Here is a 17,204-nt window from a genome sequence, read left to right on the forward strand (position 1 = left end):
CGCTGAAACAGAAATAACATAGTTTCACAAATTAACCGGATTTATTACACCAGCGGGCTAACAACAGATAGCGACACCGAAATTGAATCTGTTGAGGAATCCATCTATGATGAGCGAACTATAACTATAACGCGCTGATCAGATTGCTGCAGGTATCTGCAGGGCTGCACCGCTGTAACAGCAGAGCACATGATGAAAGACAAAGCGACATCTTTTGATATTGCCTACCTGGCCGGTGTGTCTCAATCCACGGTGTCCAGAGCGCTTCGCAATAGCCCTCAGGTTAACAAAGAAACCCGCGAGCGGGTGCATGCTATTGCCAAACAACTAAATTACAAAGTCGATAAAAACGCCAGTAATTTACGTAAGCAACGAAGCAGCACGCTGGCGCTACTATTGTTTGAAGATCCTACCTCTGATGAGTCGCTGATCAACCCGTTTTTTTTATCAATGCTGGGCAGTATTACCCGCGCCTGCGCCAAACGCGGTCAGGATTTGCTGGTTTCTTTCCAGCAGTTAAGTGATGACTGGCACGCTGATTACGAAGACAGTAACAAAGCCGACGGTATTATTTTGCTTGGCTATGGCGATTATGTCGATTATGAAGAAAAGCTGGAAAAACTGTTGGCTCAGCAAACCCATTTTGTCTGTTGGGGCGCCGAAGTGCACGATCATCCGGAGTCTACCATTCGCAGCAATAACCGTGAGGGCGGCCGGCTGGCCGGCGAGCACCTGCTGGCTAATGGTTATAAAAACTTTGCGTTTGTAGGCAATGCATCTGAACATAGCCCTGAATTTTTTGAACGCTACCAGGGCTTTACTGATGCCTTGCATGCGGCTGGCATTCAGCCGTCTGATATTGCGCAGTGCGATGCCATTTCCACCGAGAATGCAGGGGATCATGCCATCCGCCAGATTTTGGCGCTGGGTAAAACGGTTGATGCAGTATTTTGTGCCAGCGACATTATCGCGATTGGTGTTATGCGGGCACTGCATCAGTTGGGTTACCGGATACCAGCTGATATTGCAGTAATGGGCTTTGACGATATTCCGGTTGCGTCTTTCGCCACACCGGCGCTCAGTACCATTCAACAGGACACCTCGCTGGCAGGCGAAATGCTGGTCGACAACCTGCTGCGGCTGATAAATAACGAGGCCATTGTCAGTACCCATATTCAACCGAAGTTAATTGTCCGCCAGTCTTGTGGCAGCCGCTGATGCCAGCGCATCTAACGCCTGCTTTAAGCCCGGATAGAAACTCAGGCTGCCGGCGACCGGCTTTACTCCGGCTCTGGCCATGGTGCGCAGAGGCTGGAATTGCAAATCAGTAATAATCAGTTCGGTACCGCTTTTAGCGCTTTGACTGATCAGTTTATTTAACGCAGCCAGGCCGCCGGCATCTAATACCGTTACACCATCCATATAAAGCACGATGCCTCGACATTGCCCGGTTAAACTGGCGATGTCAGCAAATACTCGTTCTGCCGCGGCAAAGAATAATGGACCGTTAATTTTCAGTACTTTCCAGCCGGCTGGCAGTGCAGTATCGACCAGTTTTTTGTGCAGGCTGACATCTGTCACTTTAGTCATTTCTGCAATGTCTTTTACAAACAACACTGCAGCCAGCAACATTCCAACTGTAATAGCAATGACCATATCCAGCAGTACGGTCAGTGAAAAGCAGCAGAGAAACACCAGAATATCGCTGCGTGGTGCGGTTTTCAGCAAATGCAAAGCTTTCGGTGCTTCGCTCATATTCCAGGCAACCATCAACAGTAGTGCTGACAGTGCAGCCATCGGCACAAAAGAGAGCAAGGGTGCTAACAGCAGCAGCGCCAGTAAGATCACCAGGCTATGCACCACAGCGGCAAGCGGGCTTTGCGCCCCAGCTTTGAAATTAGCAGCCGAACGGGCCAGCGCAGCAGTGGCCGTTATTCCCCCAAAGAAAGGCGTAATAATGTTGCCCAGCCCCTGGCCCAATAGCTCACTATTGGCACTATGGCGCCGGCCTGACATGCCGTCCAGCACCACGGCACATAATAACGACTCAATAGCGCACAACATCGCCATGGCAAAAGCAGCGGCCAGCAGGTCTTTTAACAGCGGCCAGCTAAACCCCTGTTGCTCACCGCCAGGGCCGGGTCGCAGCCAGGGCCAGTCAAAGTAGGGCAGATAAGGTGGAATGCCGTTACCAACACTGCCATCAGCCAATGTGTAACTAAAACGCGAGCCGATGGTGTCGGCCGCCACACCTGCTTGCAACAGCAATATTGCCAACAGGGTACCAACAAACAATGCTGGCAAATGAGCCGGGATCACCGTTTTAAATCTGGGCCACAGCAACATCACTATCAGGGTTACAGTGGCAATCAGCACACTGGGCCAGGTAGCTTGCGGCAACTGTTGCACCAGTAGCACAACTTTTTCAAGATAGTATTCCGGCAATTTACCGCCGGGAAGCCCGAAAAAATCCTGAAATTGTAAGGTTGCAATAACCACCGCGATTCCTGCGGTAAAGCCAAGGGTCACCGCTTCAGGAATATACTCGATCAGCCGGCCCAGACGCATGGCGGCCATCAGAAGTAAAATAAGCCCTGAGAGTACAGTCGCTATTAATAAACCACTTAAACCATACTGGATGGCAACCGGATACAGAATAACCACAAAGGCCGCGGTAGGGCCGGAAATGCTGAAGCGGGATCCGCCGGTTAGGGCGATAATGAAGCCGGCAATAATAGCAGTATACAAGCCGTATTGCGGCGCTACGCCAGAGGCAATGGCCAGAGCCATCGCCAATGGTATGGCAATAATACCCACCGTAACGCCGGCCAGGACGTCTTTACTTAGTTTATTAAGGCTGTAACCTTCGGCCAGCACCTCGCGCAGCGCATAACCCAGGCGCAGCGAAAAAAGATAAGAACGATGAGACACAACAACTCCGCCAACGCAGAACAGTTGCAAAGACAATAGCAAACAACCCGGTATTCAGGTATGCGCTATTAGTCTGAGTTGCAAAGCTAAACCGCCGCTGCAGCACAGCGGCGGTTATCGCGCTGGCTAGTCAGCACTTTGCAGCACCAGCAAGCCATAGCCGGCCAAGCTATTGCCGTCGGTGTCAAACCCCCAGCTGACGTGCAGGCCGTCGCGGTTAACGCTACTGATATCCTGTACACTGTCACTCAGGTTAAGCAGAAACACGCTTGTACTGCTATCGAGCTTGCGGCTTATTTGCACGACACCGTTATCCAGCTGCATCACCTGATAGCTACCGGCAGTAGCCAGCTCTGGCCGTTGTTTTTTCTGAGCAATAAGAAACTTATACAGCTGCCAGACTGAGTCCGGCTGTGCTTGTTGCGCGGCAACACTGCGATCTGCCGCCTGCAGCTGCTGAGTCAGAAAATCCGGCCACCAGTTAGGAAAACCCTCGCCAAACAATTCAAGCTGTTCGACCCAGCTTTTATTACTTTCGGTGAATCCAGCCTGGTTACTGTTGTTCCACAACATCGGCGCCCGTTTAAACACATCGTGGCCGCTTCTGTCCTGGGTTAAACCAATTTCTTCACCATAATAAATATAGGGGGTTCCCGGCGAGCTGAATAACATCGCAGCAGCTAGTTTGGCTTTACTATCGTGCTCTTTCAGCTGGTACGCCACCCGTTCCTGATCATGGTTGGTTAAAAACGGCGCAAAAAAGTTTAGCGGTGCGACTGAATCAAGCCGTTGTTGCACGTTCTGGCGCAGTACTGAAACATCCGCTACCTGCTGCTGGTTCGACTGCATAGTGCCAAATTGAGCTTCACCTGCCGTGTCCTGCTGCAACAAGCCAAGAATTTTATAGCCAATTTCAAAATCAAAGCCCTGGTCCAAGCCTTTACCTTCACCGTAATAGCGGGCAGCAACCGGGATATCGACCCAGGCTTCACCGACTAAGTAGGCCTCTGGATTTACGCTTTTCACAAACTGATTAAAACTTTGCCAGTAAGCGATGGTTTCGTCAGTATCGGCCTGCGCGTCCGGCCCACCCTCCATCGCAAAACGTACCGCATCCAGCCGGAAGCCAGCTACGCCTTTATCCAGCCAGAATTTAGCCATTTTCTCCATCTCAGCTACCACATCGGGATGGCGTAAATTAACGTCCGGCTGGCTGGCGCCAAAAGCGGCGTAATAATATTGCTGGCGGCTTTCATTCCAGTGCCATACTGCTTCCGGTTTATCATTGTCGCTCCAGGCATGGCCCCAGCCACTGCCGGCCGCAGGCATCTCATCACGCCAGATAAAATAGTCACTGTAAGGTGCTTCACCGGCAGCAGAGCGGACAAACCATTCATGCTCGCTGGAAATATGGTTTATAACCAAATCCAGGATCACTTTCATGCCTTTAGCCTCAGCAGCCTGAATAAAAGCCTCAAATTCGGCCATAGTGCCGTAGTCGCTTTCTACCTGATAAAACTCGGTAAAGTCATAACCGTGATAAGAAGGTGCTTCAAACATCGGCGTTAGCCATATTGCATTCACCCCCAGCTCCTGCAAATAAGGCAGTTTGGCGGTCATGCCGTTAAAATCACCATGGCCATCAGCATCGGTGTCATAGAAGCTGCGTGGCCATATCTGATAAAACACCGCATCGTTCCACCAAGGTGTACTGGATGTTGTTTGCTGCGCTGTTGCTGCTGGCGGTTGCGCCATACTGCTGGTATCTGGCGATTCAGGCTGGCAACCAGTTAACAGTAATGCCAGTGCCAGGGTGATTAAGGTAAAAGCTTTCATTCCATCCCCATTTTTGTTTGTAGCAGCCTGCTGGCTGAAAACCGGTTTTTGCTGCACCGTTGTTTATTGCACCATAGCGAAGCAATAAACGGCTGCTATGCTTGCTAACATAAGCTGTAGCTTGGTAATAGCGCCAAAACAGTGCAACAACAAGATGAATACGTATGCACCCTTTTGCGCAAATAAGCTGCTTTCGTGTAGTTTAAGCTGACTCATATTGCACATAAAGATAATAACAACCTTCGGGGACGTAAAATGAAACAACCTAAGCTCTCTTTCTGGCAGATCTGGAACCTCAGTTTCGGCTTTCTTGGGGTGCAAATTGGCTTTGCCCTGCAAAACGGTAATGTCAGCCGCATTTTGTCAGATTTGGGCGCGGATCTGTCGTCCCTGTCATTGTTCTGGTTAGCTGCGCCCATTATGGGCCTGTTGGTGCAGCCTATTGTTGGCGCGGCTTCTGACCGCACCTGGAATAAGATGGGCCGCCGGTTACCCTTTATGCTCGGTGGCGCTGTTGTGGCAGCCGGAGCCATGATGCTGCTACCAAATGCCTCTATGGTGGTGGCGTTTATTCCACCGATGCTGTTTGGTTTAGTTATTTTTGCCATTAAAGACGCGGCCTTTAATGTTACCTTTCAGCCGTTTAGATCGCTGGTATCTGACATGGTGCCGCCAGAGCAGCGCAACCTTGGTTACTCGGTGCAAACTCTGCTGATCAATATTGGTGCAGTATTTGGCTCTATTCTGCCATTTGTGCTTACTAACGTTGTCGGCCTGGATAACGCCTCACGGGCCGGTGAAGTGGCCCCATCGGTAGTTTGGGCCTTTTATATCGGCGCTACGGTGCTGCTGGGTAGTGTACTGTGGACAGTATTTCGTACCAAAGAGTATCCACCTGAGCAGTATTACGCTTACAAGGGGCTGGATTCAGAAGCACAGGCTTTGGCCGAACAGGTGCGTAAGTCACGCAGTATGGGCGAGAAACTTAGCGATTTCTGGCAAACCATGAAAAGTATGCCACTGATTATGAAGCAGCTGGCCGTGGTGCAGTTTTTCTCATGGTTTGCCCTGTTTATTATGTGGACCTATTTCCCGGCAGCTATTGCCCAGAATGCGTGGGGGGTCGGTGTCGAGTGGTATGATGGTGCCTATATTGCACAAATGGGCGGTGTACCAGCACATATTGCTGCTGCAAAAGGCGCCGCTGGTGACTGGGTAGGTATACTGTATGCCGGTTACTCGTTATTTGCGGTACTGTTCTCGCTGATAATGGCCAAATTAGCCAACCTGTTTGGCCGTAAGCTGGTTTACTCCGCTTCGTTGCTGGCCGGTGGCCTGGGCTATTTAAGTTTTGTGCTGTTTACCGACCCGACTATTACCCACGTTAACCTGTTAATAACTCAGGTCGATATTCCGAAAGGGGCTCTGGGCCTGATGATCCCGATGATTGGCGTAGGTATTGCCTGGGCCGCTATTCTGGCCATGCCTTATGCCATACTGGCCGGTGCTTTACCTGCCAATAAAACCGGGGTGTATATGGGCATTTTTAACTTTACTATTGCCGCGCCACAAATTATATCCGGCTTAATTGCCGGCTGGATTTTGGGATCAGTGTTCCAGAACGAAGCAGTTTATATCGTGATGTTAGCCGGTGGTGCCATGGTGTTGGGTGCATTATCAGTTTGGCTGGTAAAAGAGCAGGAAGTGACTGCTGCAGCCTGATACTTAGCATTGCATACAAATAAGGCACCTTAAAGGTGCCTTATTTTTTGCAAAATCTGATAGTGAAAGCATTATCAGCGGTGCTGATCCAGCATAATCTGGTTGCCATCCGGGTCTTCCAGCACAATATGGGCGGGGCCGCTGCCCTCTTCATCAGCCGTTTTAAGCAGGGTTATACCTTGCGCCTGCAACTGACTTTGGATCTCCCGAACGTCAGTAAAGTCGTCCAAATTCCGGGCGTTTTGATCCCATCCGGGGTTAAAGGTAAGAATATTTTTATCGAACATGCCCTGAAATAAGCCAATCACTGTGCTGCCATTTTTCAGGATAAGCCAGCCCTGTGCTTGATCGCCCCCCATAGTGCTAAAGCCCAGTTTTTCATAAAAGGCTTTTGAGGCGGCGATATCTTTTACCGCCAAACTTACCGAAAATGCACCTAATTCCATGGTTAATGCCCCTCTTTCTTAGTCGGTAGCGGCTTTAAAGCTTGCTGGCGTTGCCGCTCGTATTCTTCGTAACTCATTTCCATCGTTTGCATACACTTGTCGTATTCTGCCTGCGGCAACTGCAGGCATTCGTTACGTTTGTTACGTTGTAAATCCTGGTAAACGCCTTTATTGCTGCAGCCAGTTATACCCAATAGCAGACAAATAATTAGTGCTGTTTTCATTGCGTCCTCTTTGACGGTAAGAGTTTAGCTGCGGTTATAGGCTTCTGCCAGCCAGTGTTTTACACTATCGTCGATATCGGCGCTGCTGGCTAAGCGTATACGATGACTACACATCGCATTAACGCTGCCAGACGCTTCCAGCTTGCCTTCGGCTTCAACGCCTTTTAAATTCAGACCTAAATCCAGCCGGGTAGCGGTGGAGGGCTGAATTAATGCAAATTGTTTATTGCGCCGCACACTGACATAAGCTTTTTTCGGGCTAAGCTCCACGTCATTACCCAGGCTGTTGATATAGCCGACCAGTTCATCATACAACGGCTTTAACGCTGATTTAGCACCACTGTATTGCACTGCCAGTAAGTCATCGGCTGCCGGTTCGCCACCAACGGCGGCTTGTTTGGCGCGGTGGGCAATCAGGTTGGCGTTGCCATGACCAATGCCAAATTCACTTTTCAGCCACTTAACCAGTTCACTGTGTTTGGTAAAGCCTTTACTGCTGGCCAGTTGCAGCCACTCTGCCTGGCTTTTGCCACTGCTTTGCTCCAGATTACGCCACTGGCTTTGTTCGGCGGTAGTAATGTCTGTCATGGCATTCTCCTTAGTTTTTCAGGGTTACACCCGGTACTTCGCTAACGGTTCTGGCCTCTGCCCGGTCGATAATTCTGATTAATACCGATTGAATTGTCTCATCTTCGCGGACATCCTGTTTACTGACAAAACGCTGTTGCTGCGGCGCAGCTCCCGCCTCTGCGATAAAGCTTATTACCACTTCGGTGGCACATTCAGCTGTGGTGCCGAAATACGCCAGCGAGATTTCCGGGTAACCGTCGAAACCTTTATTTATTTGTTTAGCGATCCGTTTTTTTGCTTTATCCAGGTTCATATTACTGCCTTGCCGCACTGAGGGAATTGGCAAAACTATAGCATTAAACTTAATGCGGATAAGATCTTAATTGCTTTCAGCCGGGGCAATATATAATGGCCCGAGGATACGCTGCAAAGTGCCATTCTGCTGGTACTGCGCTAACTTGATATTAATGGCATCGATAGCATCTTTATGTTGTAGATGACAGACAACATTATCATTAATTTGCAGCGGGCTATAGCTCTTGTCGAACGGATACTCATCACTAATGCCAAGCTCCTGGTAGGCAAAAATAACATCCGGATAAAACGCCAGAATTAAGTCAACCCGGCCACTTCTCAATAACTTAAGGCTATCGACTTCGGAGTTAACCATTACACTATCTCTGGCTCTGTCTAACATATGCTGCATTTCGGCGTTAACGGGTACGCCATAAACCAGGCTGATAACATCACTGCGGCGGATATCATTTATACCTGAGACCAGCCTTCGTGCTGTGGCAGATATCACCCTTACCTTAGCCCGGTTGAACGACAAGCTGCTAACTACGGTATCAGGTGCTAACGCCAATTCATCCGGGCTAAATGTTTGCAGGCCCGGAGCATAGCAGGCAGCATTTCCTTTAATAAACTCCAGCTTGGCCCGTTTTGCCGGCATGACTTCAATCCGGTACTGCTTTGCTAAACCGGCTGCTTCCAGAACGTTGCGCAGAAGCTGATAATAAGCGCCATCAAAAACCACAGTCGAACCCAACCCAGGTTGCCTTAGGGTAAAAAGCCCACTTAACTCTGACGCAGCAATAATATGTCGTTCTTCCTCACTAGCGAAGCAACTAATGCCACTACTCAACCCCGACAGCAATAACGCTGCCAGCAGTTTTGATGCATTTTTCATTAATTATCAATATGCCTTCGTGTTTTACGAGCGGTCTGAGAATGGAGTATAGGTCATACCCAGCTTGTTGCCAGAGCCAATGACAACCCTTTTAGCATATCGTTCCGTTTTAACCCTGACAAGCTGCTGTAGCCTGCACCTGACAGCGGGCCTGGGCTTCTTCCATGGTACTGCCGCCCATACAGAAATCGAGCCGGATCAGCTTTTGTTCAGGCGCATCAGCCAGGCCACTGCTATTAACCCATTGCCAGTCGCGGATAACTTTGCTCGCCGGCCGGGCGATGCCTTTTCCGGGCACAGAGCTCACCAGAGTAACATCGGTCGTTTTACCGGATCCGTCTACGCTAACCTTAAATACCCCACAACCAATAGTGCCCGCTCTCGCCAGCTCTAAGGGATATAACGGCGTTACCTGCTTTGCACGGCTCCAGATAGTGTCTGACTGTGCCGGGTGCAGATAGCTGACATTCACATCAGCATAGTTCGTGGCATTAACTTTAAACGTTATTACCGCTGCGGCAGTTGCAATTACCAGATGCAGCTTCATTTGTTACCTCATTATGTTTTATTACAATCTGAAACATAATGTACCAATATTAGTTACCAAGGCAACTATTTAAACTAAACGTAATGTCGCTGGTCAGCTTAAACTATTCAGCAGCGCTTACTGCTAAAGTTAGCTGATATGGCTGATAAATATCCAGCACCAGGGTGCCCCTGGCAGGTATCGTCAGTTGTTTATCCAGCTCAATTCGCTGGCCACTGATTACCTCGGTGGCGGTTTTAACAGGGGGCAGCACTTCCCTAAAGCGGGCTAAATCCAGGGTTACCGGCTCGTGCTGTTTATTGATTACCACCATCACCGTTTGGGTGTCGTTATACCGGAAATAAGTATAAGTGCCTCTGTCCGGCGCAAAGTGCAACAGCTTACCGTTTTGGATGGCCGTGGCGGTTTTACGCCAGTTCAGCAGTGTCTTTACTAGCTGCTGCGCATTTTTTTGGGTGCGGCTTAAACCGGTGCCGGTAAAAGCATTAACCTTATCACCAGCCCAACCGCCGGGAAAATCGGCCCGTACTTGGCCATCGCTACGTTGCTTTGGGCTGGTCATGGCGATTTCAGTGCCATAAAACAGCTGAGGTATACCACGCATAGTCAACAGGTAACTGATGGCCATCCGGTACAAATCAGTATCTTCATTTAACAGCGAAAAAATGCGGGCGGTATCGTGGTTGCCTTCAAAAATCACCAGATTCGACGGGTCGGTGTAAATATGATCATTGCTGAGCATTTCATATAAGCCAATCCAGCCGCCATTCCAGCTTTCTTCTGTGGTTAGCGCTTTAAGCAGGGCATCATACAGCGGAAAATCCAGCATGGCCGGGGTGTGCGAGATATAGCCATCTTTATTTTGCTTGCCCCGCTGCCAGTATGAAACGATTAGCGGGTTGGGGCTCCATTCTTCACCGACGATATTAAAATCCGGGTACTCCAGCATCAGGCGTCGCGCCCATTCGCTTAAAAAAGTCTGGTCGGCATAAGAATAAGTGTCCTCCCGAATACCGGCCAACCCGGCATATTCCACCCACCAGATACTGTTTTGAATAAGATAGGTTGCCAGCAACGGATGGCGCTGGTTTAAATCGGGCATGGTGGCGACAAACCAGCCATCAGTAAATAAGGCTTTGTCGATTTTACTGGCATAAGGGTCCTGCGCGGTACTGCGGTTATGATTGGTAGCGACAAAAGCAGCACCGTTCAGCACATCCTGATTATTTAACCAGTTGCTGTCTGGCAGATCGTCTAGCCACCAATGCTGGTGACCAATATGATTAACAATAATGTCCTGGATCACCTTGATGCCCAGCTTATTGGCCTTAGCGACCAGCTCGCGGTATTGCGCATTGCTACCAAAGCGCGGATCTATGTTATATAAATCGGTGGCGGCATAGCCGTGGTAGGAATAGGCGCTTTGGTTGTTTTCGGTCAGCGGCGTGGGCCACATGGCGGTAAAACCCATGTCGGCCAAATAGGGCAGGGCTTTTGCCATACCGGCTAAATCGCCACCGTGACGGCCGTTGTCATCGCTGCGGTTTGCCGGCTCGAGCATGCCGGGCAGGGTGTCGTTAGTCGGGTCGCCGTTGGCAAAGCGGTCGGGTGTAAGCAGGTAAATCACATCAGAGGGGTTAAAGCCTTCACGCTGCGCCGAGCCGGGGCGGCGCGCTAACAGCGGGTAGGCCAGCGTCTGCTTGCTATCGGCGCAGTTAAGCTGAAGCGGTAAGTCGCCGGGGGCTATATCGGCGGCCAGCGTCAGGTTAATAAACAGGTAATTTGGGTTAGCGGTGGTTGTGGTGCCGCTAAGTGCCACGCCCTGATAATCAAGGCTAACGTTGCACTGTGCCAGCTTATCGCCATACAGCATCAATTGCAGCTGCGGGTGCTGCATACCGGCCCACCAGTTCGCCGGCTCAATGCGTTTAACACTTTGCGCTGTCGCGGCACTGCTAAACAGCATGGCAGCACAGGCGTAGAAAACCGGGCGGCTATAAACAATGGTACGGGCGTTAGGCATTGGGTTCTCCTGCATTAGGGCAGGTTAAACCTTAGTCAGCACAGCTTTTTAGTGCAAGAGGCGGGTAAGCTGCATACGTTTGCAGCTTACAGGCTCTTTTTCGGCGGCAAAGCGACGTTGGCAAAAATAAGCCCTGCCACCAGTGCCATTAAAATAAGAAAGGTTTGCTGGCCCACCCGGTCGGACACGACAAAATCCTGACCCGAGATCAGCGAATTTAAACCGATATAGGTTTTGCTGCCTGGCACCAGTACAATTAAACCATGCATTGCAACAATAACTGCCGGTGCCTTAGCCAGCCGGGTAAACAGGTTACTGTAAATACCCACCGCAAAGGCTCCCAAAAAGGCACCCATGGTGTAGTCAACCAGACCCGCGCCGGTAATACTGACACCATAGGCAATAAAACCCGCTGCCAGTGACCACAGGGTGTACTTGCCCCGGCTTTTAAACAGCACAATCAGCGAGCTGACCAGAATGCCCACCGCCAGCCAGGCGAAATGGCGGGATATCGGTTCTGGTTTAACAAAATCGACCACGCCAAACAGCGCAAAGCCAATAGCAATTCCCAGAAAAGCACCAAAATATAGCTTAAACAGCATCATCAGGGCGTCCATAATCCGGGCATTACCCGACACCAGATGGCGTGCGGCTAATTCGGCAAAGCCAATGGTTAATGCCAGGCCGGGTATAAATGAAATAATAGCCGATAACACGGTAAGCCTGATATTGATGCCAGGATCAATAAAGCTACTGATGGCACAGGCACCAATACCTGCTGCCATCGCAACCAGCGGCTCCAGCATATTGGCCACTCTGGCCGAGCGTTGCGCCCACAGCACAAAAACATACACCAGCAACGATAACAGCGCCGACCACAATACATCATTCCAGCTGGTTGCCATCAGCATCGCAAAGGCGCCGCCCGACGCCATCATTGCAACTGCCGTGGCCAACTTATTATACGAGCTGGGGCGGGCATCTATGACATCAAGCAGGGCATCCGCTTCATGAATACTCACCTGGCCCTGCAATACCTGATCAACCAATTCATCAGTGCGTGACAACGCCCCTAAATCTAAATCGCCCGGGTTAACCCTTGAGGCATGGGTATATTCCTGCTCATGACCTTCGGTCCACAATACAAAGGTCATCGAAGTAGGCGAGATAATAAATGAGCCCTTAATGCCCAGGTGGCTAGTTAGCTCGATAAGATGGGCTTCCAGCCGGTAAGCCGGTGTACCGTACTTGTGCAGCATCTTGCCCAGTTTGACGATAAATTTCCGTTTATGATTAAAATCAGCGGTATACACAAGCGGTTTCCTGCAGTTCTGTGTGGTATTTTAATAGGCAGCTAATTGTAAAACAAAAGCCTGCTGATAGCAGTGCTGCCTTCAGTAATTTAGAGAAATAGGTCTGTGACGGGCAGCAATTAAGCTCGTTATACCACACAGCAGGCACATACCGGGCTGGAACTGCGCTAACCTGCTGGCCCGGCAATAGCGGCTGTAGAACTTACCCAACAACCTGAATATATTGCACTGATGCTGTAACCCCGGAGCCTGCTTCATTTAAAACCTATTAATAACAACATGATAGGCATTAAAAGCCTGGCACCATGTTTGCAACCCTATTGTTGTTCGCCAAGAACATTAATGTTCAACCTTACATAAGGAGGCAGTAATGATTAAGCACACAACTTTTTTCACCACTTTGTTGCTGGCAAGCAGCATGGCATTCGCTGCGAATACGTTTGAAACCGCCGACACTAACCGCGATAGCATGGTGTCTGCAGCTGAATATCAGCGTTATGTATTTGATTACGATGTCTATACCAAACGGGACACTAACAATGACAGCTTATTGAATGAAGAAGAGCTGGGCATTTCAGTATTTGATGCCGATGATTTCAGCAGCTGGGATGCCGACGGCGATACCTACCTGACCTACGACGAGCTTAATATCTCCCTGTTTGACTACTACGATGAAGATGACAGTGGTTACCTGGATAATGATGAATGGAACAAGGCCAGCGATGACGGCTGGTTCGATATGTAACCGCCATTCAGCTCTAACTATTGCAGTTCTGAATATAATAAGGCCTGGTACATACCAGGCCTTTATTTTAACCCTTGATAATCCTGTCTGATTAACAAGGGCAGTAGCAACTGACTAGCTGCGGCCACGCACGGTAAAACGTTTAATAATTGAGCGCACATCTGCTACCGTTGCACTTAGCCGGGTATTAGATTGCAACGAGTTGTTCGCCGATGTTTTCGTGCTGGCGGCACCATCTGCTATCTCGACAATTTGCTGATTGATATGGTCAGCCACGGTACTTTGCTCTTCAACTGCGGCAGACATTTGTAAAGTTGACTCGGTTATCTGCCCCACCGCAGTGTTGATAGACTCCAGCGCTTGCCGGGTCTGCTCAACAATATCCACCCCACGGGTTGCCGCCTGTTCACCGGTTTGAGAAATATTTACTGCGTTAGTTGCGCGCTGGGTCAGCACTTCTACGATTTTATGAATTTTGTCTGTCGATTCGCGTGTTTTCAATGCTAATGAGCGAACTTCATCAGCGACAACGCTAAAACCACGACCTTGCTCTCCGGCGCGTGCTGCTTCTATCGCTGCATTGAGCGCCAGTAAATTGGTCTGATCAGCAATTGAGGAAATGATAGACGCCGCCTGACCAATTTCAGTAGTAGATTCGGATAACTCCCTGACGGTCCTGGCAATAGAGGCCACCGAATCGCTTAACTGATCAATGGCCGTTTTTGCGTCTTTTGCCAGGCCGGCACCGTCGCGAACATTGTTCAGCGCATTTTTGGCACTCTGGGCATTCGCTTCAACGTTACCCGCCACCTCCTGAATGGCGGCGGACATCTCGGTGATTGCAGAAGCCACAAGTTGTGTTGCGTTTTCCTGATGCTCTGTAGCCGCGAACGTTACTTTGGTTTCTTTTAAGGTTTCGCCAACAATGTTGTCCAGCGTTACCGCAGCATCTTCTATCCGGGTTAATGCGGTGCGACTTCTGGCGATTTCACATGCCAGCGCCAGCCTGGCTCTGGCGCTGCTGACATCTGCATTAAAGTAGGTTTGTGCCACCATACTATTGCTATACGAGGCAGGGCTGATATCCAGTAATGATTGCCACTCGGCTCGCCGTTTCAGGATCACCCAGCCCGCAGAAACCACAGTTGAAGTCAGTGCCAGTGCCGCAACAGGCAAAGAGGCTAAATAAGCAATACCAGCAGTTGCCAGTAAGCCCGGAACAACAACCGGCGATGCTACTGCTGCAGTGGCAGCAAAATCCGCCATGCCTGATACCGCGGCTTTACCAGCGCTGATCCGTTGGTAAGCCTGTTCTGCCCGGGTAACTTCATCCGGCAGCGCAGCAACCCGCACCGATTCATAGCCAACGATTTTATTAGCGTCATATACCGGGGTAACAAAGGCACTAACCCAATAGTGATCACCATTTTTCCGTCGGTTTTTAACCAGACCCATCCAGACATTGCCTGACGATATGGTTTGCCACATTTCTTTAAACACCGAGGGCGGCATATCCGGATGGCGAATCATATTATGGGGTTGACCAATCAGTTGCTCCCGGCTAAAGCCACTGACCTCAGCAAAAGCATCATTGCAGTAGGTAATATGGCCACGGCTATCTGTGCCTGAAATCAGGCGATAACTGGCTGGAAACGGGTAATCTTTTTGGGTAACAGGCTGATTGACTCTCATAGCATCCCTTTTTGTGGCCGGCAGATGGAAACAGATACACCTTTACTGCGCTAACTATAGCAGATATATCATAGTGTTATTGTCATCAATTTAACGCAGAAAATTGGTGGCAAGAAAAGTAGGGCCAGATAACAGTTAAAACAGCAGGCACTACTGGCGCAATATTTTTGCCATGGCTTTGCCTTTGGCCAGCTCGTCTATCAGCTTATCTAAATAGCGTATGTTGCGCATAAGCGGGTCGGCGACTTCCTCTACCCGCACGCCACATACCACGCCTTTAATTAGCGAGCAGTTCGGGTTCATGGCAGGTGCCTGGGCAAAAAAAGTAGCAAAGTCATGCTGCAGGGCTATATGCTGCTCCAGCCCGGCCTGGCTGTAGCCGGTAAGCCAGCAGATAATCTGGTCAACCTCAGCTTTAGTGCGGTTTTTGCGCTCGGCTTTTTGCACATACATTGGATAAACCTTGGCAAAGGCCATGTTAAAAATACGGTGGTCAGCCGCCACTACAGCTGCGCCGAAATAATACTTTCAATCCACTGTTGATAATGGCTCAGCCGAACATTGCAACTGACTTGACCATACCGCCCGGGAGTTCTGTTAGTGCTTTGTAGATCACTCCATGAAGTGAGCCCAGCCAACAACCACTCCTGCTCAGCTTCAATCAGAACTGGCCCGCCGCTGTCGCCACTACCTGATCCGCCTTCAAGAGGCAAAGCATCCGCTGGGTTGTCGAACACATAGCAAAACCAGCGACCATCGGCACTGCTGACTGTGTTGTAAGCACGACGAAGTTCTGTGCGGTGAGAGCTACTGAATTCATAGCCACCCACGCCGTTACCGGTAGCGCCTTTGCCTATAACTTTAACAGTTTGGCCGAACTCATTGTTGCTATTGTAGATAGCCACAGGAGGGATATCAGTTATGGGTTGTGCCAATTTCAGCAGGGCGATGTCATCTGAGGAAGCGAGCAGAGCTCTGAAAAGTGTCCAATCCCAGGTAGCCAGCGCTTGCTGTAGCAGCTGTTGCGGCGGTGCTTTGTAGCCGGAATGGATCTCGATGCGTTCAACAGCTCTGGCTATACCGCCAACCATTATCTGTTTGATTTCAGATTGCCAACTGATCGCATGAGCAGCAGTAATAACCCACTGCGGCGCAATCAATACGCCATGTCCCTCACCAGGCATGTCGGCCAGAGCAGGAAACTCAGTTGCCTGAACCCGATACTTCGAATCATCGACGTCGTGCCGAATAACGATTGCACTTGCGCTGAAAGATACGACAAGCAGGGTGAAAAACAAAATTCGAGGCATTTAGGTTTCCTTTGGTAGTCCCTTTGAAGGCGCATTGGGAGGCCTGTTATACGTATTTTTTTAATGTATTTAAAAGCTCTTCTTTAAGCTCATCAGATTTCAATGACTCACTATTGAAAATTAATGCTAAAACCTTGTCCACAAATATATATATTGAACCGTTGACCTCTTCAACACGTTCTACGACGTCCCAGTTATAAAAGCTGTGGCCATACCGATGGATTTCTTTTATACCATCAGCACTAACCTCAAACTCCTTGTTACCAATCATTATCCCATTTTCGTTAGGGGTGAAGCATTGCGCGGCCTTTACTTCCATCAGTTTGCTAAGAGCAACATAGGCAAAAAAAGGAATTGATACTGTCAAAATAGAAACGAAAAAATTTTTCTCTATTTCACCAGACTGAAATTGAAAAAAAGTCATAAAACTAAAAGCCAACACTAACCAAAGAAGTAGATTTTTAAGCATTGGTAGCCAAGTATACGATTTAAGCACTTTAGACGCTGTATATGCGTAGAAAGCATCATAGTCAGCTTTTGATGTTACAACTTTAAAGTTCATAGGACTCTCCACAATATGAGATACGAGTTATACCGCCAACCGCGGCCGAGAGTAGCGTGGCGGATGGGGGCTGCAGCGAAGCAACTTACCAAAA

General features: G+C 49.5%; 17 protein-coding genes. 3 read left to right on the forward strand and 14 right to left on the reverse strand.

Annotation, left to right across the window (positions count from 1 at the left end; translation table 11 throughout):
* Positions 1-189 precede the first annotated feature (189 nt).
* Complete coding sequence (locus KQY15_RS09330) at positions 190-1,218, forward strand: LacI family DNA-binding transcriptional regulator (RefSeq protein ID WP_254795574.1); 1,029 nt, start codon at positions 190-192, stop codon at positions 1,216-1,218.
* On the opposite strand, the gene dauA is transcribed toward KQY15_RS09330, so the two are convergent.
* Together dauA and KQY15_RS09340 are read right to left on the reverse strand one after the other, a co-directional pair.
* Positions 1,186-2,931, reverse strand: a complete 1,746-nt coding sequence (dauA, locus tag KQY15_RS09335) for a C4-dicarboxylic acid transporter DauA (protein WP_217668914.1) — start codon at positions 2,929-2,931, stop codon at positions 1,186-1,188. The genes KQY15_RS09330 and dauA overlap by 33 nt on opposite strands.
* A 126-nt stretch (positions 2,932-3,057) precedes the next feature.
* Positions 3,058-4,767 (reverse strand): alpha-amylase family glycosyl hydrolase, encoded by a 1,710-nt coding sequence (locus tag KQY15_RS09340; protein ID WP_217668915.1) that lies wholly within the window; start codon positions 4,765-4,767, stop codon positions 3,058-3,060.
* Positions 4,768-5,022: 255 nt separating this feature from the next.
* Here KQY15_RS09340 and KQY15_RS09345 point away from each other — a divergent pair, with 255 nt between their 5' ends.
* Positions 5,023-6,489: an MFS transporter gene (locus tag KQY15_RS09345; RefSeq protein WP_217668916.1), complete on the forward strand. Its 1,467-nt coding sequence runs from the start codon at positions 5,023-5,025 to the stop codon at positions 6,487-6,489.
* Between the two features lie 74 nt (positions 6,490-6,563).
* Here the strand turns inward: KQY15_RS09345 and KQY15_RS09350 are convergent, their stop codons facing one another.
* From KQY15_RS09350 to KQY15_RS09385, 8 genes are all read right to left on the reverse strand, one after another.
* Entirely contained in the window at positions 6,564-6,935 is a 372-nt protein-coding gene (locus KQY15_RS09350; RefSeq protein WP_217668917.1) for a VOC family protein, read from the reverse strand.
* A 2-nt stretch (positions 6,936-6,937) separates the two neighbouring features.
* Positions 6,938-7,159, reverse strand: coding sequence for a hypothetical protein (locus KQY15_RS09355; RefSeq protein WP_217668918.1), 222 nt, complete (start codon positions 7,157-7,159; stop codon positions 6,938-6,940).
* 24 nt (positions 7,160-7,183) lie between these two features.
* Complete coding sequence (locus KQY15_RS09360; RefSeq protein ID WP_217668919.1) at positions 7,184-7,747, reverse strand: DUF5655 domain-containing protein; 564 nt, start codon at positions 7,745-7,747, stop codon at positions 7,184-7,186.
* Positions 7,748-7,757: 10 nt separating this feature from the next.
* On the reverse strand, positions 7,758-8,042 hold the full coding sequence (locus KQY15_RS09365) for a hypothetical protein (RefSeq protein ID WP_217668920.1): 285 nt from the start codon (positions 8,040-8,042) through the stop codon (positions 7,758-7,760).
* Positions 8,043-8,108: 66 nt separating this feature from the next.
* Positions 8,109-8,918 carry a hypothetical protein gene (locus KQY15_RS09370; RefSeq protein WP_217668921.1) on the reverse strand — a complete coding sequence of 270 codons (810 nt, stop codon included), beginning with the start codon at positions 8,916-8,918 and terminating at the stop codon, positions 8,109-8,111.
* Between the two features lie 109 nt (positions 8,919-9,027).
* Positions 9,028-9,465 carry an energy transducer TonB gene (locus KQY15_RS09375; protein ID WP_217668922.1) on the reverse strand — a complete coding sequence of 146 codons (438 nt, stop codon included), beginning with the start codon at positions 9,463-9,465 and terminating at the stop codon, positions 9,028-9,030.
* 103 nt (positions 9,466-9,568) lie between these two features.
* Entirely contained in the window at positions 9,569-11,488 is a 1,920-nt protein-coding gene (locus tag KQY15_RS09380) for a glycoside hydrolase family 13 protein (RefSeq protein WP_254795575.1), read from the reverse strand.
* Positions 11,489-11,574: 86 nt separating this feature from the next.
* Positions 11,575-12,801, reverse strand: a complete 1,227-nt coding sequence (locus tag KQY15_RS09385) for a threonine/serine exporter family protein (protein WP_217668923.1) — start codon at positions 12,799-12,801, stop codon at positions 11,575-11,577.
* A gap of 370 nt (positions 12,802-13,171) precedes the next feature.
* On the opposite strand from KQY15_RS09385, the gene KQY15_RS09390 reads away from it, so the two are divergent.
* On the forward strand, positions 13,172-13,546 hold the full coding sequence (locus tag KQY15_RS09390) for an EF-hand domain-containing protein (protein WP_217668924.1): 375 nt from the start codon (positions 13,172-13,174) through the stop codon (positions 13,544-13,546).
* A 114-nt stretch (positions 13,547-13,660) separates the two neighbouring features.
* Here the strand turns inward: KQY15_RS09390 and KQY15_RS09395 are convergent, their stop codons facing one another.
* The 4 genes from KQY15_RS09395 to KQY15_RS09410 form a co-directional block, all read right to left on the reverse strand.
* A complete protein-coding gene (locus tag KQY15_RS09395) occupies positions 13,661-15,238 on the reverse strand; it encodes a methyl-accepting chemotaxis protein (protein WP_217668925.1) in 1,578 nt (525 codons plus the stop codon).
* Between the two features lie 150 nt (positions 15,239-15,388).
* Positions 15,389-15,715, reverse strand: coding sequence for a DUF2200 domain-containing protein (locus KQY15_RS09400; protein WP_217669017.1), 327 nt, complete (start codon positions 15,713-15,715; stop codon positions 15,389-15,391).
* Between the two features lie 26 nt (positions 15,716-15,741).
* Positions 15,742-16,548 carry a trypsin-like serine protease gene (locus tag KQY15_RS09405; RefSeq protein WP_217668926.1) on the reverse strand — a complete coding sequence of 269 codons (807 nt, stop codon included), beginning with the start codon at positions 16,546-16,548 and terminating at the stop codon, positions 15,742-15,744.
* A gap of 46 nt (positions 16,549-16,594) precedes the next feature.
* Positions 16,595-17,110: a YcxB family protein gene (locus tag KQY15_RS09410; protein ID WP_217668927.1), complete on the reverse strand. Its 516-nt coding sequence runs from the start codon at positions 17,108-17,110 to the stop codon at positions 16,595-16,597.
* Between the last annotated feature and the right edge of the window lie 94 nt (positions 17,111-17,204).

Source organism: Arsukibacterium indicum (assembly GCF_019100565.1).
In the GTDB taxonomy this organism is placed as follows: domain Bacteria; phylum Pseudomonadota; class Gammaproteobacteria; order Enterobacterales; family Alteromonadaceae; genus Alishewanella; species Alishewanella indicum.